The following is a 25,496-nucleotide window of genomic DNA, read 5'->3' on the forward strand; positions in this document are numbered from 1 at the left end:
TGTTGCGTGTCCTCGGGACGTCAGCGTGGTGCGGGTTTTGAGGTGATCGGCTCGAAGGCGTCGGGTGATGCGGATTCGCGCCGTTCGAAGGCGCGTCTCGCCTGTTCGTAGAAGGCCGGTTGCGCGGAGAATGGCGCCTCGGAGGCGGGCCGCACCGCCACCTTCCACAAACCGTCCGGGCCCAGCCGCCGCCCTTTCACGTTGTCCTTGAACAACTGGTCCAGCGCGTCGAGCACCTTCTTGCGGCAGTCAATGGTGTCGACGGGAAACGCCAGCTCGATGCGCCGGTCGAGATTGCGCGGCATCCAGTCGGCGCTCGACAGATACACCTCGTTATCGCCGCCGTTGTGGAAGTGGAAAATGCGCGTGTGTTCGAGGAAGCGCCCCACGATCGACACGACGGAGATGTGTTCGCTCAGGCGCGCGACACCCGGTCGAAGCGTGCAGATCCCACGGACGTTCAAGTGGATGGTGACACCCGCGCCCGACGCCCGATAGAGCGCCTGGATCACGCGCTCGTCGACCAGCGAGTTCATCTTGGCGCGGATGAGCGCGGGTTGGCCGTCCTGCGCGCGGCGCGTCTCGCGCTCGATGAGCTTGAGCACCCGCTCCCGCAGTTGCGTGGGCGCCATCACCAGGTGCTGCATCCGCGGCGGATCCGAGAATCCCGTGAGCGCGTTGAAGAACGCCGACGCGTCGACGCCAACGCTTGGGGATGACGTCATCAACCCCATGTCGACGTACAGCCTCGCCGTGCGGTGGTTGTAGTTGCCCGTGCCCAGGTGCACGTACCGCCGGATGCCCTGTGCGGTGCGCCGGACCACGAGGCAAATCTTCGCGTGCACCTTGAGGCCGCGGATGCCGTAGATGACGTGCGCGCCAGACTCCTCCAGCGCGCGAGCCCACTTGATGTTGCGCTCCTCGTCGAAGCGCGCCATCAACTCGACGACCACCGTCACCTGCTTGCCCTGATCGGCTGCCCGCTCCAGCGCGCGGATGATCGGCGAGTCGGTGCCAGGCCGATACAACGTCATCTTGATGGCGAGCACGTCCGGATCGTCGGCCGCCTGATCGACAAGCGCGACGACCGCGTCGAACGAGTCGTACGGGTGATGCAGGAGCAGGTCGCGGGCGTCGAGCGTCTCGAAGAAGTGGCTTTCTTCGTGGGCGTCGACGAGCGGCACCGGCTTCTGCGTGGCCTCACGCAGACGCTCGAAGCCCGGGAGTTCGACCAGCGTCATCAACGCGCGCAGATCGACCGGACCTGCCACGCGGTAGATGTCCTGCGCGGCCGCATCGACCTGATCAGCCACGTCGGCGAGCAGTTCGTCGCTCACGCCATCCTCTACCTCGAGGCGCACGACGTCGTTGCGGCGCCGCTGGCGCAACTCCTCCTCCAGCGCCTCGACGTACGACCCGCCGCCTTCGTCATCGAGTTCGAGTTCCGCGTCGCGCGCGAGACGGATGGCCGCCGACTCGATCACCTGCTGGCCAGGAAACAGCACCTCGAGATGCGCGAGGATAATGGCCTCGAGCCACACGAATGTGACCGGCTCGGTGACGCCCGCGATTCGCGACTCGCCGCCGCGAGAGGCGTCGCTCCCAGGCTTGCGGCCGCCGCCATGCACCCTGACCAGCCGCGGCAGTCGCGACGGCACCTGCACGATGGCGAGACGCGGGGCCTTCTCGTCTTCGCCCGGCGCCAGTCGCAGCGCCAGGTTCAGGCTGAGCCCCGACAGCATCGGGAAGGGCCGCGACGCGTCGATCGCCAACGGCGTGAGGACGGGCAGCACCTCTTCCCTGAAGTACGCCGTCACCGCGGCGCGCTGCGACTGGTCGAGGTCGTCCAGCCGGGCGACGTGAATGCCCTCTTTCGCCAGCGCCGGCAGCAACTCGGAGACCACGAGCGTGTAGAGCCGCGCCACGAGCTGATGCGCGCGGGCCGACACCTCGGCCAACTGGCGGGATGGCGTGAGCCCCGACGGGTCGGGTTCGGCGTCGCCGTCGCGCACCGAATGGCGGAGGCCGGCCACCCGCACCATCACGAACTCGTCGAGGTTCGACGCCGTGATGGTGGCGAACTTCACCCGTTCGAGGAGCGGGGTTGTCGGGTCGGCGGCTTCTTCGAGGACGCGCTCGTTGAAGGCGAGCCACGACAGTTCGCGATTGAAGAACTGCCCCGGCTGGCGCTCGACCTTCGCGCGCGCCTTCGACGCTTTGCCCGCCCGTTTTGCGCTCACGTCTGCACCCCGGCGCCCCGCACCAGCAGGCGCTTGCCGAACACATCCAGAAACAGGTCCGCCCGGGCCTCGGCGGCCATCCGCTCGAGCGACAGATCGCCGGTGCCATCGACGTCGAGCACCCAGCCGTTCTCCTCGGGCCGGACGGTGAGGTTCTGGATTTTCTGCGCGTGCTCGGCATCAAGCGCATTGGCCACGCGGAGGATCGCCGCCAGTTTGTTGACGCGCACGCGGTCCTGGCGATCGAGCGCGATGTACGGCAGGTGCGATCGTTGCGGCAGCGCGCGGCGATGGTACCTGGCCACGTTGGCAATCACGTCTTTGTCGTCGGAGGTCAGGCCGAAGATCTCCGAGGCCGAAATCAAGTATTGCGCGTGCCTGTGGTGCGCGCGCAGACCCACGAACAGGCCGATGTCGTGCAGGAGCGCGGTCGCTTCGAGCAACAACCGATCGCGGCGCGACAAGCCGTGCTCTTCCTGGAATTCGTCGAACAGCCGCGTCGCCAGCCAGGCGACCGCGTGGGCGTGCTTGGCATCGTAGCGATACTTCTCGCCGAGTGCCTCGGCGCTGGCCACCACTTGGGTGCCGAAATCCGTCAGGTTGGCGTCGACATCGGCCCCGACCAGATCCGCGAGCAGTCCCGCGCGCAACGACACATCCGGCACAACGACCGTGGCGGCGGCCGTCTCGACCAGCAGCGCGCGGTACACGAGCAGCGCCGGCACGAGCGTTTCGGCATCCACCGGCGATAGCCCGTAGCGAGCAACCAGTTCGTCCTCGTCCAGCTTCTCGATACGTGAGCAGAACTCCAGGAACGCGTCGCGCGGGACCTCGCGCACGCGACCCTCTGGCGCATCGACGAGTTCCTGCGCGACAAACCGCACATCCTGACCGAGCGCGATCACGTACTCCGCCGATCGCAGCGGCATCTCGTTGCAGATGTCGGCGACGATGTTGGTGATGTGGCGGCTCATGACGCGAACGCCGCGCTCGTGTGGGCGCTGCGCGGCGGCGAGGCCCTGCCGCATGCGGACGGACCCCAGCGCATAGACGCCCGAGTACTTCGGCCGGGCGCCCTCGAGCAGCGTCAGGTCGGCCGATCCGCCGCCCACCTCGACCAGCAGCGTGTGCGGCGCGTCGAGGGCAGGATGACCCTTCAGGCGATCGCGAACGGCCAGGTAGGTGAGACGGCTCTCTTCCGAACCGTCGATGATTTCGACGAGCAGGCCTGTCCGAAGCTGCACGCGGTCGAGAAAAGTGTCTGAATTGGTCGCCTCGCGGACGGCGCTCGTCGCCACGGCCCGGTACCGCGCGACGCCATAGACATCCATCAGCCGTCGGAAGCCCGCGAGCGCCTTGAGCGCGGCTTCCATCGACTGCGCGCCAATCCGGCCACTCGAGAAGGTGTCTTTGCCGAGTAGGACGCCGCGAGACGCCTCTTCGATGAGAAACGGGCGTTCGCCGGGCCTGATCTCGGCGACAACCAGTCGCACGGCGCTGGCGCCGATATCGATGACCGCGACGGCTTCGGGTTTCGGGTCGGATTCGCTCATGCAGTGGACGGAGCGCGGCGGCGATAACGACCGGTCTCATCACCCGTTCTCGGGGCGTGATCTGGCCGCCGCACGCAGGTGATGAAACCGTCACCAGTACCCGTCATCCTATCCAGCATACACCGCCCGACCCGTGAGCGTCTGCCGGGCGGGGCGGTGGGAGGGGTGCTGGGCTGGGCGGTGAGGCCTTCTATTTCTTCACCGGGGCGGCCTTTCCCTGCTTGGGTGGGAGGAAGTTCTCCATCACCCAGACGCTGATGTCCTTTTCGCGCCATCGCACCGCGTAGGCGATCTCGCGACCGTTCGGGGACAGCGCGACTTGCACGACCGTCTCGTCCGGCGGGGCAAGCGTCTTCACGGCGCCGGTGGCCATGTCGAAGAGCCAGCACTCGGCCGGTACGGGCAACTCTCGCCCGTACCGCCAGCCCCAATCAACGAATACCAGCGAGCGGCCGTCGGCTGACCAATCGAGACCCCACGCGCCGTTGCCTTCGGGGTCGAACTCGTGGATGGTCTTCGCATCGCCACCCGCCGCCGGCAGGATCACCAGGGTCCGCTTCGGCGGTACGGCTTCCCTCAAGCCGAACGCCAGCCATTTCCCGTCGCGCGACACGGCGAATCGGCCGCCCAAGTCAGCGGGCTTGCCGCTGCGGAAGAGCTCGCGCTCGGCATGCTCGGCGATTCGATGCTCGACGATAGACAGCGGCCCCAGTTGGCCGTTCCCGTCACGGTACCTGATTGCCTGGTACACGATGCCGGCGTCCGGCGACCATCCGACAAGCGACGCGTCGGTCTTCGACGGGTCCCGCTTCGGCAACGCATCCGAGCCCGCCGCCAGGATCGCGTCGGCCGCTCCGGTGTCCGCGCTCACGCGGTACAGACCGGACCGCGTCCCGTCCGCGTCGAAGCCCTTCAGCAAGACGAAATGGCCGTCCGCACTCCAGGTGAAAGGGCCCTCGAAAATGAAGGGTAACGAGAAGGACTTCGTCAGGCCGGTGTCCACCGACCAGATGGACAGGACTACCGTCAGAAGCGGTTGTTCAGCGGCCGCATTGGCCAGATAGACGAGCCGCCGCCCATCCGGCGACCAGGACGGAAACAGATTCTGGAGGAATGTCGGCAGGCTGATCTTGGACGGCTTGCCGACGAGGGTGAAATCGGGGCGGATCTCCGCTCGATAGATTTCGCCCATCATGCGCGGGACAATCGAATAGAAGAGTGCGCCGCTGGCCGTCATCCCGAGGCTGGCAAATTCCGGCACCTGCCGGATCCGCAAGGGATCGCCCACGGTCTGTCCGTCCGCGACGCGGACCGCCAGGATGTCACCGGCCTGGGTCGCGAAGACGATGTGCTCGCCGTCGGGCGTCCATCCCACCGGCCGAACGTTCTTGTAGGATGTCGGCAGCAACGGCTTCCCGGCGCCGCCCTTGGACGGAATCACGATGGTGGTGTCTGAACCGTTCGAGTTGCTGGGACTGCTTCTGTACACGACATACGCGCCGTTGGGCGACACGAATGCGTCGTAGTCGAGTTTCGAGTCGCCGGCCGGCACGAGCGGGCGCTCGGCCCCGTCCGAAACCGAGATCCAGGCGAGCCGCGACGTGACCTTCGCGCCGACCGTGTTCAAGGCAGCAAGGATGGACCGGCCGTCAGGTGACCAACCCAGCACCTTCTCAACCCTTGTCCCGGCATCCGCATACACCGCCCTGATCGTCCCATCCCGGAGGTCAGCGACCCGAAGCTCAATCGAGAACTTGGACTGCGGCCCGACCTTGGCTTCCTTGGTCGACCACCAGCAGAACGCCACGAAGCGGCCGTCCCGAGACCACCTCGAAGACTCGCTCCACTCCGCCCACGATCGGTCCTTCGGGATGCTGGTCAGACGCCGGGTCGTACCGGCGGCCAGTTCGCGGATGACGAGATCGCCGGTGACCTTGTCCTCTCCAGACAGGAAACGACCGTCTGGCGAGACGGCTTCCCAGAACCCATTCTGGCTGTCGGGCCACACCTGCCTGACGACAGGCCCGGTGCTGGCCGTCGTCGTCTCGACTCCGCCAAGTCGCGCCAACCTGGCTTTGGCTTGGCTGACCAGGTCGGCCTGGTCGGCAAAGTCGCGCACCACCGTTTCGTACGCCTTGCGCGCCTCACCGAGACCCAGGCGCTCGTAGCAGGCGCCAATGCGGAACTGCGCACGGGCTTTCTGCTCGCGCGTGGCGTCGGCCGCCGCCAGCACCTTCTTGTAGCTGGCGATCGCGTCCTCGATGCGGCCTTCGTTCTGCTCCTGGTGCAGCGCCTGGCCCATCAGCACATCGGCGGACACGGGTTTCTGCTGGGCGGCGAGCCCATACGCGCCGCACGCCACCATCACCACCACCACGCCGAGCAGCCATGCAGAGATGATCTTCATCGCGAACCCTCCTCACAGGTCGCACACAGGCTACGCCGTTCGGCGGCGCGCTGCGTCACGATCCGGTCACGTTCGCGATCCCGCTCGGACAAGATTGCCCGCGCGGCGTGACGGGCGGCGGCGTAGCAGGGAGCGACACGGCAGGGCGCGGCACGCATCAGTCACCCAGCCTGTACCCCACACCGCGCACGCCCACGACAATGACGGGCCTTGCGGGGTTGGGCTCGATCTTCGCGCGCAGCTTGTTGACGTGCGTGTAGACGACGCGATCGGTGAGTGCGATGCCTTTGCCCCAGACTTGGTCGATGAGCTGGTCGACCGACAGCACGCTCCCGCCGCTTTTCACGAGCGCGGCCAGCAGCCGGTACTCCGTGGGCGTGAGCGCCACCACTTGCCCGGCCCGCCGGGTCTCGTAGCGGTTGAAGTCGACGACCAGGTCGCCACGCTCGAAGGTGGCTGGCCCCGGCGCGGCGTCGGCCACGCGGCGCAGGACGGCCCGCACGCGCGCCATCAACTCGCGCGAGCCGAATGGCTTGGTCACGTAATCGTCGGCGCCCAGCTCCAGCCCGAGCACCTTGTCGGCTTCCTGCGCCCGCGCGGTCAGGACGATGATGGGTGTCTTCACGCCCGAGGCGCGCAGCGCGCGGCACACGGCGAAGCCGTCTTTCTTCGGCAGCATCAGATCGAGCAGGATGAGGTCGTAGCTGCCGGTGCGCGCGGTGCGCTCGCCCTCGAGGCCGTCTGCCACCACGTCCACCTGGTACCCTTCGGCTTCCAGGTCGTCGCGCAGCCCGACCGCGATCGCGTATTCGTCTTCCACCACGAGGATGCGGGTCGTCTCGCCCATCACGCCTCCTCCCCCCGCCACGCGGGCAGCCGCACAGTGAAGGTGCTGCCCTCGCCCACGCGGCTCTTCACGGCCACCGTGCCGCCGTGCGCCGCCACGATTCGCTGCACGAGCGCGAGACCCAGGCCGGTGCCCGGCACCGGCCCCGACCCCGCGTCGCGAGCGCGATAGAACCGTTCGAAGATGTGCGCCTGATCCTCTTCCGCGATGCCGACGCCCTCGTCTCGGACCCGAATTTCGACCGCCCCCGTGACGAGGCTCGCCTCCACCCACACGCGCGCCGATGCGGGCGAGTACTTCACCGCGTTGTCGAGCAGGTTCCCCACCACCGTCGTCATCGACTCCGCATCCACGCGAAGCCGCGGCAGATCCGGCGCGACAACGACAACGATCTCCTTGCCGGCCGCGGCGGGGCTGGCCTGGAACTCATCCACCGTGCGCCGCAACCATCGCTCGACCTCCATCGGCTCGAGGTGGAACTGCTGCCGGCCCTCCTCGATACGGGCGAAATTGAGGAGGTTTTCGACCAGGCGCCGGAGCCGCCCGCTCTCGCCCACGATCAGCCGGTAGTACTCGCGCTTGCGGTCCTCGTCTTTGACGCGCCCCATATCGAGTAGCTCCGCGAGGTGCGATATGGCGGAAAGCGGCGAGCGGAACTCATGCGACACCGCCGACACGAACTCCGACTTGAGACGCGCCACTTCCAGTTCCTGGCGCACCGTCCGGATGGCGAAGTACCCGGCGAGCGCCACCGACAGCAGCATCAGCGCGAGGGTCCCCAGGTAGACGCCGGTGCGCACCGTCACGCCCCGGCGGGCATCGCGTGCGGCATCAGGCCGGGCCGTGACCCGCCAGACCACCGGGCCGTCCTCCACGGTGATCGTGGCGGCGTCCTGGGCGGCAATCGTGGCCACGTCCTGCCCACTTCCGGCACGCCCGACCTCGCCGCCCGAGAGCGGGAATACCACGACGCGGTTAGTCGCGATCGACACCGCGTGGCCAGATGCGTATTTCGCAGCCAGCGGCGAGAAGACCCGGGTCGCCGCAGCGGCCGGTCCCAGGACAAGCAGCACCGCCTCGCCCTGGCCGGAGCTGCGCCAGGCGAGGACGATGGGCGACGCGCGGTCGGTGAGGACCAGGTGCCCGGCCGGCTCGCGGCGTCGCTCCGCGCGCCAGGCCAGAAGCGCGGCCTGCGCGGCCCCGGTCAGCGCGAGTTGTGAGGCTTCGCGGGCGATCAGGCGGGCGACGTCGGTGCGGCCGGCCAGCGGCTGCGTCCATCGGCGCGCGCTATCCGCGTAGAACTCGTAGAGCGGCTTCTCGAGTCTCCACTGCCCATCGACCAGCCCGGTGTAGAACCCGACGGCGCAGACGGCGGCGGCCAAATCACTCCCGGAGTGATTATCCCGGATCAGGGCGCAGCGGTCATACCACGCGCCCGCCACTGCGGGGCTGCTATCCGACGGATGCGCGTCGATGATCTGCTGCAGGACCTCGATCGCTTCTGTGGCGCGCCCCGCCTTGCGCAGCGATCGCGCGAGGCGCTGCTGCACGGCAAGGCGCAGTTGCGGGTTGGAGGCGGCCGGCGCGAGCATGGCGCGGTACGCCACGATCGCGCCTGCATTGTCCCGGGCGCGAATCTCGAGCGCTTCCGCCGCCCGAAGCGCCGCGGGCCACACAGGCTCGTCGACCCTGGGGCTTGCTGGCTCAAGTTCGTAGAGCAAGCGCCCACGCGGCCACGCCACTGCGCCATCACGGCGCACGAGCAGCAGGACGCTGCCGTCGCCGCTGGTTTCCCGCCCGCCCGCTGCTGGTGCAGCGGCCGCCGTAGCGTCGTCTCCGGTGACCGCCCGAAGGTCCGGGTCCGGCACCGTGCCCCCCGCGCTTTCCGCACCGGCGCCCTCGGCCATCGTCACCCGAAGGCCGCGCTCGAGACGCTCAAGCTCTGGGACGATCCGCTCGGCAACGCGCGATGCCGCGGCCGTTGCGGCGTCGCGGATCTCCTGGGCGGCGACGGTGCGCTCCTGGATCACGGTGCGCACCATGAACCACGCAAGCCCGGCTCCCGCGATGACGATGCAGGCGGTGAGCAAGACGAGAGGTCGCCAAAGCAGGCGCGGGCCGGAGTGGCGGATACCGGGTTGACCGATCGGCATGGTCGGCCCGGTTATAGCACAGTGAGGCGGAGGGCGGTGGCCCGATGCTGCCTGCACCGCCCGCCGCACCACGAACATGACCGGACCGTGACCGCGCCGTGACGTTCTCTACTTTTTCGGCGGAATGGCCTTCCCCTGCTTGGGCGGGAGGAAGTTCTCGAGCATCCATACGCCCTCGTCCTTCGCCTTGGGGCCGCCGATGTAGGCGATCTCTTTGCCGTCGGGGGACAAGGTAATCTCCTGCACGTCCTCGGACGCGAGGGTGAGCTTCGTCACGACTCCCGTGGTCGCGTCACACAACAACCGTTCCTGCTGCCCGTCGCTGCGCGACGCGAAGATGACCGACCGGCTGTCAGCCGTCCACCTGACGACCCCCTCGGCTGTCGTAGGAAACGTGGTGAGGGTCTTCGCGGGACCACCGGCGGCTGGCACGACCATCACCGTAATCTTGCGCGCCGTGTAGTCAACCAGCGTGAACGCGAGCTGGCTGCCGTCGGGGGACACATTGAAGCCGCTCAATTTCGTCCCTGTGGTGCCGCTCTTGAGCAGTTCCCGCTCGGCATGGTCGGCGACGCGATGCTCGACGATGGCCCCCGGCCCGAGTGCGCCGGTCTCCAGAAAGCTCATCACGCTCTTGTAGACGACGCGTCCATCTGGCGACCAGCCGATCGGCACCACGTAGGTATTCGAAATGCGACCCGTCCCGAACACCCCAGACGCCGGCGGCAGCACGGCCTCCACCGTTCCGCTCTCGGCGTTGACTCGGTACACCCCGAGCCAACTGGCGTCATCTTGCCCTGCTGCGTAGACCCAACGTCCGTCGGCGCTCCATGTCGTCGCAGTCCACCCCCACCTGAACGCACTGAACGGCAGGCTGAAGGACCGGGTCTGAGCATGCTCGGCCGACCAGATCGACAAGGTCCTCGATGGCTTGCCGTTGGCCCAGCTCACGTAGGCCAGCCGGCGGCCGTCCGGGGACCACGACACCGAGCCGTTCAATTGGCCCGTGGAGACGTCCACTCTCGATGGAGGGTCCACGCGCCCGGAGGTCGCGTCGAAGCTGGCCCGGTACAGGTTGAGCCTGGGTTCCCGCCTGCTTTGATAGAGAAGCGCGCCGGCCTGCGAGACGCCAAGCGACGAAAACTCCGGCAACGCGCGAATGAGAATAGGCTGTCCAACCGCCTGGCCGTTCATCACACGCACCACCATCAGGCCGTCGGATCCGCGCTCGCGCGATATGAACAGCACGTGCGTACCATCGGAGCTCCACCCGACCAGCGAATCGGAGGACGCGACTGGAATCAGCATGCGTGGCGGTCCGCCCCCGGCCGCCATGATGGATACCCCCGTGTCTTCTTCCAGAATGCGAAAGACGATCCATGCGCCATCGGGCGCAAGAAGAGCCTCGCCGCCGAGGCGCTCGCGCGTGCTGGCGCTGGCGAGCAGTTGCACGGCTCCACCGCTCGTGGTCACCCACGCCAGGTGCAGCCGACGCGTTGTCGGGAGCGCATCCTCCACGATGGCGAGCACGCGCCGGCCGTCAGGAGACCAGTCCTCCGGCGAGGACAGCCGGAATCGCGAATCCATCGGGACGATTCTCGATGTGGCGTCGGCGACGTCGGCGATGCGAAACTCATATGGCTTCTCCCCCGAATACCAGCCGTAGGCCACATAGCGCCCATCGCGCGACCAGACAGGAGAGTCTGCTCCATCCTCCTTCCAGCGATCTTTCGGAATGGCGGTCAACCGCCGGGTCGTGCCGGTGGCGAGGCTGCGGACAACGAGATCGCCCGTCTCGTCGTCGACACCGGCGACCGAGCGCCCGTCGGGCGAGATCCGGTTCCAGGTCACACCCTCGCTTGTGGCCCAGATCTGGCGAAGCACGGGACCGCCGCTGTTGGCGCGTCCGGCCGGGTCGGCCAGTGCCGCAAGGCGGGCCTTCGCCTGCGCGGCCAAGTCGACCTGGTCGGAGTAGTTTGCGATGACGGCCTCGTAGGCCCGGCGTGCCTCCGACAATCCGAGGCGCTCGTAGCAGGCGCCGATGCGGAACTGCGCGCGGGCGCCCTGCGCCTTGGTCACGCCGGCCGCCTTAAGGACTCGGCCGTAGGTGGCGATGGCGTCGGTGAGGCGCCCCTCGACCTCCTCCTGATGAAGTGCCTGTCCAAGCAACGCGTCTGGCGATCCCGCCGCCAACTGGGGCGGCGACGTCTGCGCGACGGGCCGCTGCTGCGCGACAAGCGCCATAACCGACACAAGCATCACCACTATCACTGCTGCCGCTGCCATCGCCGTCGCCGAACGTGACCGTTGCGTCATCGTGCGTCCTCCTATGACAGCCACAGCGTACGGCCGACGCGGCGTCGCTTGCTCCACGGTTTGGGCTGGACTGGTTCAGGATTCGCGATGATTTCAGCCATCAAACCGGTATCCCAATCCGCGCACGCTCGTGATGAGGTCCGGCGCACCAGCGGCGTCGAGCTTCGCGCGCAGGTTGTTCACGTGGGTGTAGACGACGCGGTCGGTGAGCGAAATGCCGTCGCCCCACACAAGCTGCATCAATCGATCGAGCGACACCACTTCGCCGCGATGCTTGACGAACACCCTAAGCAGCTTAAACTCGGTCGCCGTAAACGCCACGACGCTGCCGGACGCGGTTGCCTCGCCGCGCCGGAAGTCCACGCTAATGGTCCCGTGCACCCAGATCTCACTGTCGTCCTGGCTCGACGGGGCACCGGCTCCACGCCTGAGCACCGCCCTGATTCGCGCGCTCAGTTCGCCGAGCGAGAAGGGCTTGGTCACATAGTCGTCGGCGCCCAACTCGAGCGCGACGATCTTGTCCACCTCCTGGGCGCGCGCCGTCACGACGATGATGGGCGTGCGAAGCCCGGCGCTCCGAAGCCTGCGGCACACGGTCAGGCCGTCGCGCTGCGGCAGCATGATGTCGAGCAGGATCAGGTCGAAGCGTTCCGCAAGCGCGGCGCGTTCTGCCGACACGCCGTCGCCAACGACGTGCACGTCGTAGCCTTCGAGTCGAAGGGAATCGGCAAGCGCTGTAGCGATACTGGGCTCGTCTTCGACGATGAGGAGTTTCATGGGCGTAGGGTGATCGTGACGGTGGTGCCTTCACCAACCTTACTGTCGAGTGTAATGGTGCCGCCGTGCGCCTCGACGACGTGCTTGACGAGGCTGAGGCCAAGACCGGTGCCGGTGACCGCGGAGGCCGCGTGGCCCCGGTAGAACCGTTCGAACACGTGCGGCTGCTCGCCCGGCGGGATGCCCACGCCTCGGTCGCGCACGGTGATGACGACAGTCGACGCGGTAGTCGAAGCGTCGAGCCAGACCGTGTCGCACTCCGGCGAGTACTTCACGGCGTTGTCGAGGAGGTTCTGGATTGCGCCGGAAAGCGCCTGAGCGTCGGCCACGATTGGCGGCAGATTGTCCGGCACCGATGTCGCGACGGTCTTGCCCTTGGCTGGCAACGAACGCTGGAATTCATCGGCTACCGCGCGCAACCAGGGGCTGATGTCGATGGGCTCCCGACGGTACTCCTTTTGTCCATCCTCCATCCGCGCAAAATCGAGCACGTGCTCGACGAGGCGCGAGAGGCGGCGGCTCTCGCTATGTATCAGTTCGTAGTATTGCTGACGCCGCTCCTCGTCGCGCACCTGGCCGCCGACCAGCAGCTCCGAGAGCTGTGAGATGCCCGTCAACGGCGACCTGAACTCGTGTGACACGGCGGCCACGAACTGAGACTTGAGTCGCGCGACCTCGACTTCGCGCTTGAGCGTCCTCACCACCAGGAAGCCGGAGGTGAGCAGCCCACCCACCATGACGACCAGCATGGACACGTACAGCCAGCGGCGCTGGGCGACCTCCGCGTTGATCGCGTCTGGTCGGCGGGGATCGGCGCGCACGCGCCAGAGGAACTCGCCGTCCTGCATCGTCTGCACGCGCGACGCGGTTGCGCCGTCGGCAGCATGGGTGATTCCGGGTTCGGAGACGATGGTCGTGCCGTCGGGTGCCACGAGCGAGAGACTGACATCGGCTGACGAAGCCGCCGAGAGCACTGCGGGCCACACACGGGTGCGCAGAGCGTTGTCGCCGAGCAGCACCATAGCCGTTTGGCCGTTCCCCGCGGGAGTCGTACGCCAGAACACCATGGCGTGCCCTGCGCTGACAGGGAGCACAAGATGCCCGGCGGCGTGTTGGCCTGCTGCCCAAATCGCCGCGAATGCGCTTGCGGCCACATCGGTCAGCGCCAGTCTCTGCTGTTCCGCATCGAGACGTTCGGCGACACCCACGGCTTGAGTTGCCGAGGCCTTGGCGAGCCATGCGCGCGCTTGAATCGAGTAGTAGAGATAGCGGGACTTTTCGAGCCGCGGCCAGCGTCCGCTGGAGAGCGCGGCGTGGAAGTCCGCAGCAACGCGCGCGAGGTCCTTTGACGATCCGAGCCGCTCCTCCAGCGCGCAGCGTTCGAAGCCGGCGATCAGACCGGCGGGCACGCTGCCGATCATCGCGCCCGTCTCCCGTCCGAGCGCTTCGTAGTACCGACCCGCCTCCTCCCGATTTCCGGCCTTCGCCAACGTCCGAGCCAGCCTCTGCAGTGCCCACGGCCTCAGCGTCCGATCCGGCGCCGCGAGCAGCGCCCGATACGCGTCGGCCGCGCGACCGAAATCACCTGCCTGCAACTCCCATCGCTCGCCTGCGCGAAGAGCGGCCGGCACGGCCCCGATCTGCGAGGTGTCCTGAGAGACCGCATCGAGCAGATAGAGCACGCGCCCGGATGGAACAGCGTCCTGACGGTGCGGACCAACGACCATCGCGACGGCATCGGGCGAGGATTCCAGCACACCCGCGATGAGACGCGGGAGCCTGGCCACGACGAGCGGGTCGCGGGCGTCGATGCGGTCCACGGCGCCCTGCCAATCAGCAAGCGCGTGATCGAGATCCAGCGCTGCGCGCCCGGCTGCGCGATCGAGCCGTTCGCGGGCTTGGGCCTCGGCCAGGCGCGTGTCCTGCGCGAGGGTGCGCAGGCCCAGGGCGGCCAGCAACACCGCTGGCGCGACGACCAGTGCGCCCAGCACGAGAAGCGGGCGGCGACGAGCCGTGGCGTCGCGTGCAGACGAAGGCTGGCGCAGGTGCATCAGCGCCGACTTATAGCACAGTCGTTGCATCGCACCTGCCGCGACGCGCTGACCAGTGCAAAACCGGGATGAATCTTGAAGGGATCCCGTCAAGATTCTGTCAGGAGTCAGTCCACGCGGTAGTGACAGCCGCGGCTTTCGCGTGCTTCCGTTGCGGCCAGCAGCACGACCAGCGCAGTCTGGATGCCGTTTCTCAGGCCAATCAATCCGTCGTTCAGTTCGGACCGTGCGTAGAACCGGCCGACCTCGAGGTGCAGCTCGCGCAGAATCTGCTCCGCCCGGTCGAGCCGCTTGCGCGTCCTCACCAGCCCCACGTAATTCCACATCGTCTGCCGGATGGTGAGCCAGTCCTGCGCGACCAGCGCGGGATCAACCGCTTCGGTCTCGTACTGCCACGGCGCAATCTCGGGCAGGTAGAAGTCATCTCCGGACGCGACAGCGCGGGCGACATCCTCGCCGGCGCGCGTGCCCCACACCAGGCACTCGAGCAGCGACGTGCTCGCCAGTCGATTCGCGCCGTGCAGACCCGTGCACGACACTTCGCCCACCGCGCGCAGCCGATGCATACTCGACCGGCCCCACTGGTCGACGGCAATGCCGCCGCAGCTGTAGTGGGCCGCCGGCACGACCGGGATCCGCTGGCTCGTGATATCGATGCCGACCTCCCGGCACTTCGCGTGGATCCCGGGAAAGCGCGTGCGAATCCAGTCGGCGGGTTTGTGCGAGATGTCGAGATACGCGCAGCGCGCACCGGTCTCGTGCATCATCTGGTGAATGCCGCGCGCCACGATGTCGCGTGGAGCGAGCGATCCATCCGGATGGTACGCGAGCATGAACTCGCGTCCCTCCGCATCGATGAGCCGGGCTCCCTCTCCGCGCAGCGACTCCGAGATCAGGAAGCGTTCGCTGCCGTGATAGAGGGTCGTCGGGTGGAACTGGACGAACTGCATGTTGATGCAGCGCGCCCCGGCGCGGTACGCCATCGCGACGCCATCACCGCAGGCGCCTGCCGGGTTCGTGGTGTGCAGGAAGATGCGTCCGAGACCGCCGGTGGCGAGAATGGTCTCCTTCGCCATCAGCAGTTCGACGTGCCGCGCGGCGTGGTCGAAGACATACGCGCCGACGCAGGTCGGCGGCGCATACACGTCCAGCAGGTTGCGCGAATGATGCGAGAGCGTCAGCAGGTCGATGGCCGTCCGACCCGCGAGAATCGTGATGTTCGGCTCGCGCCGGACGGCGGCAATCATCGACTCTTCGATGGATCGGCCCGTCATGTCCTCGGTATGGATGATGCGGGCCACTGAGTGCGCCGCTTCGGCGGTCAGGTCGAGCTGGCCATCGGTCGCGCGGTCGAACGGCACGCCGACATCGTCGAGCAGAAGTTCCTTGACCAGGCGCGGGCCTTCGCGGCTCAGCAGCTCGACGGCCGCCGGATCGCACAAACCGGCTCCGGCCGTCATGATGTCGGACGCCAGCTGCTCCGGGGAATCGAGCACGCCGCGATAGATGATCCCGCCCTGCGCGTGCCAGGTGTTGCTCTCCTCGGCGCGGTCGGCCTTGTTCAGCATGATGACGCGCACGCCGCCGCGGGCGGCCATCAGCGCAGCCGCACATCCGGCGAGCCCGCTGCCAACCACGAGGACGTCGGTTTCGCGCCTGTCCATCTGTTTACGTTAGTGCGGGAGGCTATTCCAGGTCGAGCCCGATATCCACCGACGGCGCCGAGTGCGTGAGCGCGCCCACCGAGATAGTATCGACGCCCGACTCGGCGTACGCGCGGATGTTCTGCAGCGTGATGCCGCCCGACGCTTCGATCCAGCAGGCGGCGCCGCGCGGCTGCGCCCGGATCCTGGCCACGCAGGCTGCGACCTGTTCCGGAGTCATATTGTCGAGCAGGACGGCATTCACCCCGCACTCGAGCGCGACGGCGAGCTGGTCCGGCGTGTCGATCTCGACCTGGATCGGCATGATAGTGCGCGCTGTGCCCCTGGCGGCTCGCATCGCCCGCCCGATGCCGCCGGCCGCGGCGATGTGGTTGTCCTTGATCAGCACGGCGTCAAAGAGGCCGATGCGGTGATTGCGTCCGCCGCCCGTCCGCACCGCGTACTTCTCAAACACGCGCAGGCCCGGCATCGTCTTTCGCGTATCCGAGACTGAAGCCATCGTGCCGGCAATCGCGTTCACATAGCGACGTGTGATCGTGGCGATGCTTGAGAGTCGCTGGAGCAGGTTCAACGCCAGCCGCTCGCCCGTCAGGATCGGCGCCACGCGGCCTTCGAGCGAGACGATCTTCGTGCCGGCGGCCACTTGCGCGCCATCGTCCACCTTCGACTCGACGGTCAGCGTGGTGTCGAGTTCGCGGAACACCGCCCGTGCGAGATCGAGGCCGGCGACGACGCATGCCTGGTGCGCGACGATCCAGCCGCGCCCGGTTGCATTGGGCGGCACGACGCGCTCAGTTGTTACGTCTCCCGCGCCGACGTCCTCGTCGAGGAAGCGCCGGATCTCGCGCCGGATCATCTCCGGGTCGAGATCGGTCACACTGCTCCGACGGAACGGGTCAGCAGTCATGATGGAGCTCCCGGAATTGGGGTCTGACCCCAATTCCGCCGTTTTGTCGCCATTGCGCTGTGCAAAGTGTCCACTTCTTGAGAAATGGGGTCTGACCCAATTATTGCCCGACCCAATCATTGCGCGCTGAGGTCGAGCATGCGCTGCAGGGGCGCCAGCGCCCTGATTCGCAGGTCCTCCGGTATCGTGATCTCGGGTGTCCCGTCGCGCATGCACCGGTACACCTTCTCCAGCGTGTTCAGCCGCATGTACGGACATTCATTGCACGCGCATCCGTTGTCGGGCGGCGCGGGAATGAACATTTTGCCGGGGCACGCCTTCTTCATCTGATGGATGATGCCCGACTCGGTGACGACAATGAAGCTCGGGGCCGGGCTCTTCTTCGCGTACTCGAGGATCGAGGTGGTCGATCCGATGTGGTCGGCCAGCGCGAGCACGCGTTCTTCGCACTCCGGGTGCGCGAGCACGAGCGCGTCGGGGTGCTCGACCTTGAGCCGGACGATGGCGCGCTCCGAGAAGATCACGTGCACCGAACAGGCGCCAGGCCACAGCAGCATGTCGCGCCCGGTCTTTTTGATCAGATAGCGACCCAGTTGCTGATCGGGTGCGAAGATGATCGGCCGACCGACGGGCACGTGCGCGATCATGCGTTCGGCGTTACTGGACGTGCAGATCACATCGCTCAGCGCCTTCACGCCGGCGCTGCAGTTGATGTAGCTGATCACGTAGTGATCGGGGTGCGCCCGGACGAACCGCTCGAATTCGGGCGCCGGGCAACTGTCCGCCAGCGAGCAGCCCGCGGCCAGATCGGGCAGCACGACCAGCTTGCCGGGATTGACGATCTTGGCGGTTTCCGCCATGAAGTGGACGCCGCAGAAGACGATGACGTCGGCGCGGGCGCGGGCCGCGGCCTGGGCCAGGGCGAGGCTGTCGCCAACGACGTCGGCGATGTCCTGGATGTCGGGCTCCTGGTAGAAGTGCGCCAGGACCATCGCGTTGCGTTCGCGCTTGAGGCGTTCGATCTCGGCAAACAGGTCGACGGTGAGGTCCACCAACGCATTCTATCAGCGGTCGATGCGAGGATGCCGGCAGTGGGTGCTGGGCGTGTTTTATGTCAACCGCGACGACGCATCGATCTTCGTCGAGAAGCGGTTTGGCGTCGGCTACACTATCAACCTTGGCAACACGAAAGCCCTCGTGTTTATCGTGGTATTCCTGTTCATCATCGGGGCCATCCTCGGCATCTCGCCGTCGAAGCCGCAGAGCCACGCACCAATGAAGTAGCCGGAGGCTGTCATGCGCCGTGTGATGTCGCTTGTCGCGCTGGTCACCCTGATGTCGAGCGTCTTTTCCGCGGGTCGCGCCATGGCCCAGCCTGGTGTGGCCGGGCGCTGGGAAGGCAACATCAGCATCCTTGGAACCCAACTCGGCATCGTCGTGGTGCTGGCGGCGGATGGCACCAACTACAAGGCAACCATTGACATCCCGCAGCAAGGTGCCAGGGGCCTGCCGCTGATCCACGTCAGGGTTGAGGGCACGAAGATCCACTTCGAACTGATGGGCGGGCCGGGGCTGGCGGTCTTCGATGGCGAGCAACGGGGCGACACAATCTCGGGCACGTTCCAGCAGGCCACCGTTGCCGGGACATTCGACCTGATGCGGGGCGCGGCGGCTGCTGCCGCCAGAGCGGCGGCCGCCCAGGCTGCGCCGGCTGTGCCTCCGCCCTACAAGGAGGAAGAAGTGACGTTCAAGGCTGGCAGCGTGACACGCGCCTGCACGCTGACGCTTCCTGTCTCCAGCAAACCGAGTCCCGCTGTCGTCATGATTACGGGGAGCGGCGCCCAGAATCGCGACGAGGAGATTCTCGGCTTCAAGGTCTTCCAGGTGATTGCCGATCACCTGACGCGTCACGGTGTCGCCGTGCTGCGCTGCGACGACCGCGGCGTCGGCGGTTCGACGGGCAGCACCTCGCAGTCGACGTCGGCGGACTTCGCCGACGATACGCTTGCCGGCGTGAAGTATCTGCAAGCACGCGCGGAGATCGACAAAACGCGCATAGGCCTGATGGGGCACAGCGAGGGCGGCCTGGTGGCACCGATGCTGGCCGCCCGGGTCTCGGACATCGCGTTCATCATCCTGATGTCTGGCCCTGGGCTGCCGGGCGAACAGATCATGCTTGCGCAGTCGGAATTGGTGGGACGCGCGGCCGGCCGCACCGATGAGCAGGTGCGCCGCAATCAGGAGATCCAGCGCAAGATGTTCGCGTCGGTCCGCAGTGGGACAGGCTGGGACGAGGTCGAAGCGATGATTCGCAGCGAAATGAACGCCGGGATCGCCGCGATGCCGGAGGCCCAGCGGAAAGCCATTGGGGAATCGGAGAAGTTCGTGGAGGCCCAAGTCAAGGGCCAGCTCGACGGCGTCCGCACGCCCTGGTTCAAGTTCTTCCTCGAATTCGATCCGGCCACCGTCCTCGACAAGGTCAAGTGCCCGACGCTCGCCATCTTCGCCGAACACGACGTGCAGGTGGCGGCCGGGCCGAATCGCGCCGCCATGGAGAAGGCGTTCGCACGCGGCGGGCTCAAGAACTACCGCATCGAGGTGTTCCCCCGCGCCAATCACCTCTATCAGGATTCGCCCACTGGCAGCGTGATCGAGTACGGGATGCTCAAGAAAGAGTTCGTGCCGGGATTCCTCGATCTGATCAGCACCTGGATTGGCGAGCAGGCGGGAACCGGCAAGCGGTAAACTGCATCCGTCCCGATCGGAGGCCGCAGCCATGGTGTCGCGTCAAGTCATAGACGAGGTGCTTTCACAGAAAACGCTCGCGCTTGTAGGCGTGTCGCGCAACGGCGCGGGATTTGGCAACACGATCCGTAAGGAACTCGCGGGTAAGGGCTACTCCATCCTGCTGGTGCATCCCGAGGCGGAGACCATTGCCGGCGTGCCTTGCGCGCGGAGCCTGAAGGACGTGGCCTCGCGCGTCGGAGGCGTCATCCTGGTCACGCCGCCGGCATCGACCTCGGCGCTGGTGCGGGAAGCCGCGGAGGCGGGCATCCGGCGGATCTGGATGCAGCAGGGTGCCGAATCGCCCGAGGCAATCCGGTTCTGCGAGCAACAGGGGCTGGCCGCCGACACGAGGATGTTGACGACGATGCTTCCCATTGGCGACGGTGTGGCGCTGTCGGTAAAGCGCGATGGTGCGCCACGCGAACAGGCACTCCCATGACCCTTGACCACTGGCTCGAAAGCGCGTGTGCCGATGCCGATCGGCGAGGACTACCAGATCTGAAGCCGCTGTTGACCACGCTTGCGCAAGCGACGCGGGTGCTACGCGCGGCCGACTGGAACGATCTGGTCGGCGCCGTCCGGCAACAGACCGATGATGGACGGCTCGGTGCCACGGCGCGGCCGCCGCAGGGAGCCGGGCAATGAACGCGAAGGCGCTCCACTTCCGCTCAATCACTGAATTGGCGCCGCTTCTCGCCACTCGACAGATCACGTCGGAGGCGCTGACCGAAGCATGTCTCGCCGAGATTGCGGGCAACAGCGAGCCGCTTCGCGCCTTTATCACCGTCACGGGTGACGAGGCACTCGAGCGGGCGCGGGCGCTCGATCAGGAGTTGGCCGCCGGACAGTGCCGCGGGCCGCTGCACGGCATTCCGATCTCGCTCAAGGACCTGATCGACATGCGGGGCGTGCCGACCACGGCGGCATCGCAGGTCCGGCAGGGTCATGTCGCGTCGAAGGATGCTCCCGTCACGGCGAGGCTGCGCGAGGCTGGCGCGGTCGTTGTCGGCAAAACCAACCTGCACGAGTTTGCGTTTGGCACGACGAGCGAGGATTCGGCGTACGGTGCGGTGCGCAATCCGCATGACCCGGCGCGATCGCCGGGCGGTTCGAGCGGCGGTTCGGCGGTGTCGATTGTGACGGGCATGTCGGTCGCGTCGATTGGCACCGACACCGGCGGCTCGATTCGCATCCCGTCGGCCGCGTGCGGCACGGTGGGCCTGAAGCCGACGTGGGGCGACGTGCCGTGTGACGGTGTCGTGCCGCTCAGCGAATCGCTCGACCACGTCGGGCCGCTCGCAAGGAGCGTCGCTGATGCCTGGCTGCTCTACCTGGTCATGCGGGGAGACCGGTCCGCCGCGCTCTGGCCGCTGCCTGCTCGATCCGACGTGAAAGGCCTCCGCCTCGGCATTCCGCGTCCGTACTTTCTCGACATCGTCGACGACCAGGTCCGGCAGCGATTCGCCGAAGGCCTGGCGTGGCTGCGGCAGGCCGGGGCCGAGACGGTCGATGTGGTTGTCCCCCACGCGGCAGAGATCGGGGCGATCTATCTCCACACGTCGCTGCCCGAAGCGTCGGCGTATCACGCCAGCATGATCGAGCAGCACCCTGAACTCTATACGCCGAATGTCCGGCTCCGGATTGAGATGGGGCGGTACCTGCTGGCCGAGGACTACGTGCGCGCGCAGCGTGGCCGCGACGTGCTGCGGGCCGAGGTCGATACGGCGCTGGCCGGTTGCGACGCGCTCGCGTTGCCGACGCTGCCGATACCCGCTCCGCTTATCGGCGCCAACTCTGTGGACATCGCGGGGAAGAAGGAACCGGTTCGCAACATGATGCTGCGCCTGACGCAGCTCTTCAACCTCACGGGTCATCCGGCGATTTCGCTGCCGATGGCCCAGACGTCGGCTGGGCTTCCCTGCGGCATGCAGTTGGTGGGACGCCGTCACGCCACCGAGGCGCTGCTGGGCGTCGCGTCCGCGTGCGAAGCGCACCTGGCGGGGTAGGCGCTCCTGACCGCCTGGTCGATGCGGCTACTTGGCGCGGATCGTTCTGACGCGAACCCGGGGTGCGTTCGAATCACTCGGCGATAATCCGGGCCGGCTGTCGCCGCTGGTTCGTCTCACGGTGAGGTCGATCCGACGGAAGGGGTGTGTCGATCCCGTGACAGGCAGGATCAGCCTCATGTCCCGCCAGAATCCGTCACGAAGCACGACGCGATTGGCCAGGCGCCCATCGATCCTCAGCTCCAGCTCCAGCGAATCGTCATCGGTCGCCGAACTGGCAGAGAGGTACAGGCTCTGCGCGTGGGTGGGCACAAAGACCGTGGCGCGCGGGCCGGCCCACTGAAAGCGCTGCTTCGAGACGGGATCAATCTCGCCCGTGGCAAACCCGTACTGCACGCCGGACAAGTTCACTTCGTCACGGGCTAGATACGCGCGAAAGGGCACCGACACGACGATCACCAGCGCGACGACCGCGACCACACGCGGCCGCCATGTGGCCCGGGCGGGAATCCCAGCCTGCGCGGGCAATCGCTGCGCCGCATTCGCGGATTGGCTGTCCACCGTATCGGCTCGCGTCACGGCGAGCGCGAGCGCGATCCAGAAACTGCACGCGAACGCGCCGATGAGCAGCGGGTGTCCCGTCAGAAACGTCAGGATTGCGGTCGCGAGACCGAGGAGCAGGCCGCGCAAGAGCAGATCGGCACCTGCCAGAAGTCCACGGCGGGCGCGGCGCCACGCGGACGCGAGCAGCCAGAGGAAGATGCCCAGTCCCGTCATCCCCAGTTCAACGCCGATTTGGATGAAGTTGTTGTGGGCATTCTCGGCGGGGTATTGAGCCTTGAGCCTGGCGGGCATGAAGGCTGTCGAGCGACCATAGTACTCGGCGATGCCCTCGCCGAAAAACGGTGCCGACCGGAACATGCCCCAGCTGGTCTGCGCGAACATCCAGCGAATCTGCAATGTGGTCACCACCGACGATTCAGGCCCAGGTCGCGACGCGATCACGCCGCCAATCGTCGTGATGAGAACCACAGCCACAAGGATCAGCCGCATTCTGGCATGTCGCCCGACGCTGAGCGCCACCACGGCGGCCAGCATCAGCAGGATGGAGAACTGTGCTGCCCGCGATCCCGACAACCACAGTGCAGCGACGACCGGAATGATGCTAAGTACCCACGCAGGCCGCCATCGCCCCGCCATCATCCCAAGCGCCCAAAGTACCGGCAACGCCAGCACGAAGTGCGAGCCCGCGGCATTCCAGTCGGGGGTATGCACGCTGATCCGAATCGCTGTCGCAGCCCGAAACAGGAATCCCACCGGGTCTGCCGCCCGCATCAGTCCCATGGCCAGACGCACTAACGACAGCACGGCAGCCGAGGTAATACCGACCGCGAGCATGCGGGCCACGGCGATCTGGAGATCAGGTCGCCGCCTCGCCAATTGCAGTACGGCCGCGACCAGCAATCCGCCTTCGACCAGAAGCGCCGCGTGATACCAATTGTGCGTTTCGTAGTACGTCCCGCCGAAGTAGTCATGGGCGAGGAGGTCGGTGGCCAGCCGGATGTACTGCCAGGGTGGCGCGGTTGCACTCTGGACGGCGGCGGACGTCACGACGAGCGAGGCGGAGACGGTGAGCGCGAACAACGCGATCGGCGCCGACAGGCTGTCGCCCTTGTCCAGGATCGACTCGCGCCTGACCACGGTGCGCGCCAGCCAGCCGACCAGAAATGTCAACACGAGCGCCTCGGTGGTGCGTTCGTGCGGCGCGCCGGCCAGGTCGCCGATTGGGCCCCCCAGCGTTGCCAGCGCCGCGATCACTAGCAATCCGTACGTCGGACGCATCGCGGACAGCACGGTGAGGCCCGCGTAGGCGACCTTGGTGACGATGGGAACGCGATCGAGCCAGAAGAACGACTGCCAGAGCAGTCCGAAAACCGGGAGTGCGAGCGCGCCGGCCCACGGCCACCGCCACGAACGGGAGGGGATAAAGGGGCCGGGACTCATCGGATACTTCGTCTCATCGCGATTACAAAACTGTAATCTTGGTTGCCTTGGCCCCAGCAGATTACATTCTTGTCATTCAAGAGAGGGCCTCCGAGCAAAGACTCCCGACCCCTCTTGCTCTCTTGCAGTGGGGCCATGATAGTCTATTCGAGCTTGACATGACCGACATGGTGGACCGCGCAACGGAGCGCTCGACAATCTGGAGCACGATTGCGGGGCTCGCTCGCTACCGGGAACTGCTAAAGAACCTCGTCCTCAAGGATCTCAAGCTCAAGTACCGCGGCTCGGTGCTCGGGTTCCTGTGGTCGCTGCTCAATCCGCTGATCATGATGGGCGTCTACACGGTCGCCTTCAAGTACATCCTGGGATCCAAAGTCGAGGGCTTCGTCTTCTTTCTGCTCCTCGGCATTCTCCCGTGGGGCTTCTTTGTCGGATCGACCACCATGGCGACCCGATCAATTACTGACAGCGACGACCTGATGAAGAGCGTCAGGTTTCCGTCGGCCGTCCTCCCTGTCGCGACCGTCCTCTTCAATCTCGCTCAGTACCTGTTGACCATCGTGGTGTTTTTGCCGCTGATGCTTGTTGCGTACGGCGTGCCGCTGGCGGCACCCATGCTGTTGTATCCGGTGTTCCTCATGCTGCAGGTGCTCTTTACCATCGGCGTCGCGTTGGTGCTCGCCGCAGGTACCGTGTTCTTTCTGGACGTCCGGCATCTGCTGGAAGTGGCCCTGCCCATCCTGTTCTGGGTGACGCCCATCGTCTACCCCCTGTCGCAGGTCCCTGGGCAGTGGCGGCCGCTCATCCTGCTCAGTCCGCTCTCGCCCTACATCGGGGCCTATCAGCAGATCTTCTACTATCACCAGTGGCCCAGCGCGGAGATGTGGCTTGTCGGAACCGTCTACGGGTGTGGGGCGCTTCTGGTCGGCATGCGGTTTTTCCTGGCCGTGGAAAACCGGCTCTCGGAGCAACTCTGATGGACGGGGGCATCATCGCTCGGGACCTCTCCAAGCGGTTTCTGCTTCGCCACAACAAGACGGTTGATCTCAAGAGTCGCTTCCTGGCCATGTTTCTCGAGAGCAAACGCGAAACCGTCGAGGAGTTCTGGGCTCTGCGGGACCTGTCGGTGTCGATCAGCAAGGGCGAGGCGGTGGGCCTGGTCGGGAGGAACGGATCCGGTAAGAGCACGTTCCTGAAGCTCGTCGCCGGGATCTACCGGCTCACATCGGGTCATCTCTTCCTGCCACGCGACGCACGCATCGGCACGATGATCGAGCTCGGCGTCGGCTTCGAGCACGAGCTCACGGGCCGGGAAAACGTGTTCTTGAGCACCTCGATTCATGGTTTGTCCCGCGCCGAAACCGAGGCGATCTATCCTGCGATCGTCAACTACTCGGGACTCGAGCACTTCATGGACGTCCCGATCAAGAACTACTCGTCCGGCATGCACATGCGGATTGGCTTCGCCATCTCGGCCAACCTCGATCCGGACATCCTGCTGCTCGACGAAATCTTCGCCGTGGGCGACGCGGATTTCCAGCAGCAGTGCGTGCGCACGATCGCCGACTTCAAGAAACGCGGCAAGACGATCCTCTTCGTGTCGCACGAGCCGGATGCGGTGCGTGCCATCTGCGATCGTGTCCTGGTCCTTGATCACGGCCGGCTGCTGTTTGATGGCGCCGTCGATGAGGGCCTCGCGCACTATGCCGATCTGGCGGCGCAACACAGTCGCCAGCCTGGATTGTGAACGCGCCGGAGAGTGACTGTGCACGATCAGTCCGCCC

General features: G+C 66.5%; 19 protein-coding genes. 7 read left to right on the forward strand and 12 right to left on the reverse strand.

The annotated features are described in order from the left end of the window. Positions 1–20 precede the first annotated feature (20 nt). The 11 genes from ppk1 to nadA form a co-directional block, all read right to left on the reverse strand. Positions 21–2,240, reverse strand: coding sequence for a polyphosphate kinase 1 (gene ppk1, locus NT151_07500; GenBank protein ID MCX6538760.1), 2,220 nt, complete (start codon positions 2,238–2,240; stop codon positions 21–23). Continuing rightward, positions 2,237–3,793 carry an HD domain-containing protein gene (locus NT151_07505; protein MCX6538761.1) on the reverse strand — a complete coding sequence of 519 codons (1,557 nt, stop codon included), beginning with the start codon at positions 3,791–3,793 and terminating at the stop codon, positions 2,237–2,239. Before NT151_07505 ends, ppk1 begins: the two co-directional genes overlap by 4 nt. 190 nt (positions 3,794–3,983) lie before the next feature. After that, positions 3,984–6,200 (reverse strand): hypothetical protein, encoded by a 2,217-nt coding sequence (locus NT151_07510; GenBank protein ID MCX6538762.1) that lies wholly within the window; start codon positions 6,198–6,200, stop codon positions 3,984–3,986. 157 nt (positions 6,201–6,357) lie between these two features. Next, complete coding sequence (locus tag NT151_07515; protein ID MCX6538763.1) at positions 6,358–7,047, reverse strand: response regulator transcription factor; 690 nt, start codon at positions 7,045–7,047, stop codon at positions 6,358–6,360. Further along, positions 7,047–9,137 carry a sensor histidine kinase gene (locus NT151_07520; protein ID MCX6538764.1) on the reverse strand — a complete coding sequence of 697 codons (2,091 nt, stop codon included), beginning with the start codon at positions 9,135–9,137 and terminating at the stop codon, positions 7,047–7,049. Before NT151_07520 ends, NT151_07515 begins: the two co-directional genes overlap by 1 nt. A gap of 171 nt (positions 9,138–9,308) precedes the next feature. Beyond that, the gene (locus NT151_07525) at positions 9,309–11,516 is read right to left on the reverse strand and encodes a tetratricopeptide repeat protein (GenBank protein ID MCX6538765.1); all 2,208 of its coding nucleotides are present in this window, start codon (positions 11,514–11,516) and stop codon (positions 9,309–9,311) included. Between the two features lie 93 nt (positions 11,517–11,609). Next, positions 11,610–12,293 (reverse strand): response regulator transcription factor, encoded by a 684-nt coding sequence (locus NT151_07530; protein ID MCX6538766.1) that lies wholly within the window; start codon positions 12,291–12,293, stop codon positions 11,610–11,612. Next, entirely contained in the window at positions 12,290–14,374 is a 2,085-nt protein-coding gene (locus NT151_07535; protein MCX6538767.1) for a HAMP domain-containing sensor histidine kinase, read from the reverse strand. Before NT151_07535 ends, NT151_07530 begins: the two co-directional genes overlap by 4 nt. Positions 14,375–14,451: 77 nt before the next feature. Next, the gene (gene nadB, locus NT151_07540) at positions 14,452–16,008 is read right to left on the reverse strand and encodes an L-aspartate oxidase (protein ID MCX6538768.1); all 1,557 of its coding nucleotides are present in this window, start codon (positions 16,006–16,008) and stop codon (positions 14,452–14,454) included. Between the two features lie 22 nt (positions 16,009–16,030). Beyond that, positions 16,031–16,915: a carboxylating nicotinate-nucleotide diphosphorylase gene (gene nadC, locus NT151_07545; GenBank protein MCX6538769.1), complete on the reverse strand. Its 885-nt coding sequence runs from the start codon at positions 16,913–16,915 to the stop codon at positions 16,031–16,033. A gap of 116 nt (positions 16,916–17,031) precedes the next feature. Then, positions 17,032–17,967: a quinolinate synthase NadA gene (gene nadA / locus NT151_07550; protein ID MCX6538770.1), complete on the reverse strand. Its 936-nt coding sequence runs from the start codon at positions 17,965–17,967 to the stop codon at positions 17,032–17,034. Positions 17,968–18,010: 43 nt separating this feature from the next. Between nadA and NT151_07555 the strand changes: the two genes are divergently transcribed. Genes NT151_07555 through NT151_07575 form a run of 5 tightly spaced genes read left to right on the forward strand, consistent with a single transcriptional unit; the run spans position 18,011 to position 21,708 of the window. Next, positions 18,011–18,199, forward strand: coding sequence for a DUF5808 domain-containing protein (locus NT151_07555; GenBank protein MCX6538771.1), 189 nt, complete (start codon positions 18,011–18,013; stop codon positions 18,197–18,199). A 12-nt stretch (positions 18,200–18,211) separates the two neighbouring features. Then, positions 18,212–19,660 carry an alpha/beta fold hydrolase gene (locus tag NT151_07560; GenBank protein ID MCX6538772.1) on the forward strand — a complete coding sequence of 483 codons (1,449 nt, stop codon included), beginning with the start codon at positions 18,212–18,214 and terminating at the stop codon, positions 19,658–19,660. 31 nt (positions 19,661–19,691) lie between these two features. Further along, positions 19,692–20,141: a CoA-binding protein gene (locus tag NT151_07565; GenBank protein MCX6538773.1), complete on the forward strand. Its 450-nt coding sequence runs from the start codon at positions 19,692–19,694 to the stop codon at positions 20,139–20,141. Further along, positions 20,138–20,347 carry a hypothetical protein gene (locus NT151_07570; GenBank protein ID MCX6538774.1) on the forward strand — a complete coding sequence of 70 codons (210 nt, stop codon included), beginning with the start codon at positions 20,138–20,140 and terminating at the stop codon, positions 20,345–20,347. Before NT151_07565 ends, NT151_07570 begins: the two co-directional genes overlap by 4 nt. Next, on the forward strand, positions 20,344–21,708 hold the full coding sequence (locus NT151_07575; GenBank protein MCX6538775.1) for an amidase: 1,365 nt from the start codon (positions 20,344–20,346) through the stop codon (positions 21,706–21,708). Before NT151_07570 ends, NT151_07575 begins: the two co-directional genes overlap by 4 nt. 27 nt (positions 21,709–21,735) lie before the next feature. Here NT151_07575 and NT151_07580 read toward each other — a convergent pair whose 3' ends face one another. Continuing rightward, complete coding sequence (locus NT151_07580; protein ID MCX6538776.1) at positions 21,736–23,712, reverse strand: O-antigen ligase family protein; 1,977 nt, start codon at positions 23,710–23,712, stop codon at positions 21,736–21,738. Between the two features lie 158 nt (positions 23,713–23,870). On the opposite strand from NT151_07580, the gene NT151_07585 reads away from it, so the two are divergent. Then, positions 23,871–24,689 (forward strand): ABC transporter permease, encoded by an 819-nt coding sequence (locus NT151_07585; GenBank protein MCX6538777.1) that lies wholly within the window; start codon positions 23,871–23,873, stop codon positions 24,687–24,689. Next, complete coding sequence (locus tag NT151_07590) at positions 24,689–25,459, forward strand: ABC transporter ATP-binding protein (protein ID MCX6538778.1); 771 nt, start codon at positions 24,689–24,691, stop codon at positions 25,457–25,459. The genes NT151_07585 and NT151_07590 overlap by 1 nt, the downstream gene beginning before the upstream one ends. Positions 25,460–25,496 lie beyond the last annotated feature (37 nt).

This window comes from Acidobacteriota bacterium (assembly GCA_026393675.1).
Lineage (GTDB): Bacteria > Acidobacteriota > Vicinamibacteria > Vicinamibacterales > JAKQTR01 > JBAXOX01.

Bases quoted from the DNA above. Each gene is read 5' to 3' on its own strand.
- NT151_07535 (MCX6538767.1), bottom strand. From the start codon at position 14,374: ATGCAACGACTGTGCTATAAGTCGGCGCTGATGCACCTGCGCCAGCCT.
- NT151_07515 (MCX6538763.1), bottom strand. From the start codon at position 7,047: ATGGGCGAGACGACCCGCATCCTCGTGGTGGAAGACGAATACGCGATC.
- NT151_07530 (MCX6538766.1), bottom strand. From the start codon at position 12,293: ATGAAACTCCTCATCGTCGAAGACGAGCCCAGTATCGCTACAGCGCTT.
- NT151_07525 (MCX6538765.1), bottom strand. From the start codon at position 11,516: ATGACGCAACGGTCACGTTCGGCGACGGCGATGGCAGCGGCAGCAGTG.
- NT151_07590 (MCX6538778.1), top strand. From the start codon at position 24,689: ATGGACGGGGGCATCATCGCTCGGGACCTCTCCAAGCGGTTTCTGCTT.
- nadB (MCX6538768.1), bottom strand. From the start codon at position 16,008: ATGGACAGGCGCGAAACCGACGTCCTCGTGGTTGGCAGCGGGCTCGCC.
- NT151_07565 (MCX6538773.1), top strand. From the start codon at position 19,692: ATGGTGTCGCGTCAAGTCATAGACGAGGTGCTTTCACAGAAAACGCTC.
- NT151_07560 (MCX6538772.1), top strand. From the start codon at position 18,212: ATGCGCCGTGTGATGTCGCTTGTCGCGCTGGTCACCCTGATGTCGAGC.
- NT151_07575 (MCX6538775.1), top strand. From the start codon at position 20,344: ATGAACGCGAAGGCGCTCCACTTCCGCTCAATCACTGAATTGGCGCCG.
- NT151_07505 (MCX6538761.1), bottom strand. From the start codon at position 3,793: ATGAGCGAATCCGACCCGAAACCCGAAGCCGTCGCGGTCATCGATATC.
- NT151_07580 (MCX6538776.1), bottom strand. From the start codon at position 23,712: ATGAGTCCCGGCCCCTTTATCCCCTCCCGTTCGTGGCGGTGGCCGTGG.
- NT151_07585 (MCX6538777.1), top strand. From the start codon at position 23,871: ATGACCGACATGGTGGACCGCGCAACGGAGCGCTCGACAATCTGGAGC.
- NT151_07510 (MCX6538762.1), bottom strand. From the start codon at position 6,200: ATGAAGATCATCTCTGCATGGCTGCTCGGCGTGGTGGTGGTGATGGTG.
- nadC (MCX6538769.1), bottom strand. From the start codon at position 16,915: ATGACTGCTGACCCGTTCCGTCGGAGCAGTGTGACCGATCTCGACCCG.
- NT151_07570 (MCX6538774.1), top strand. From the start codon at position 20,138: ATGACCCTTGACCACTGGCTCGAAAGCGCGTGTGCCGATGCCGATCGG.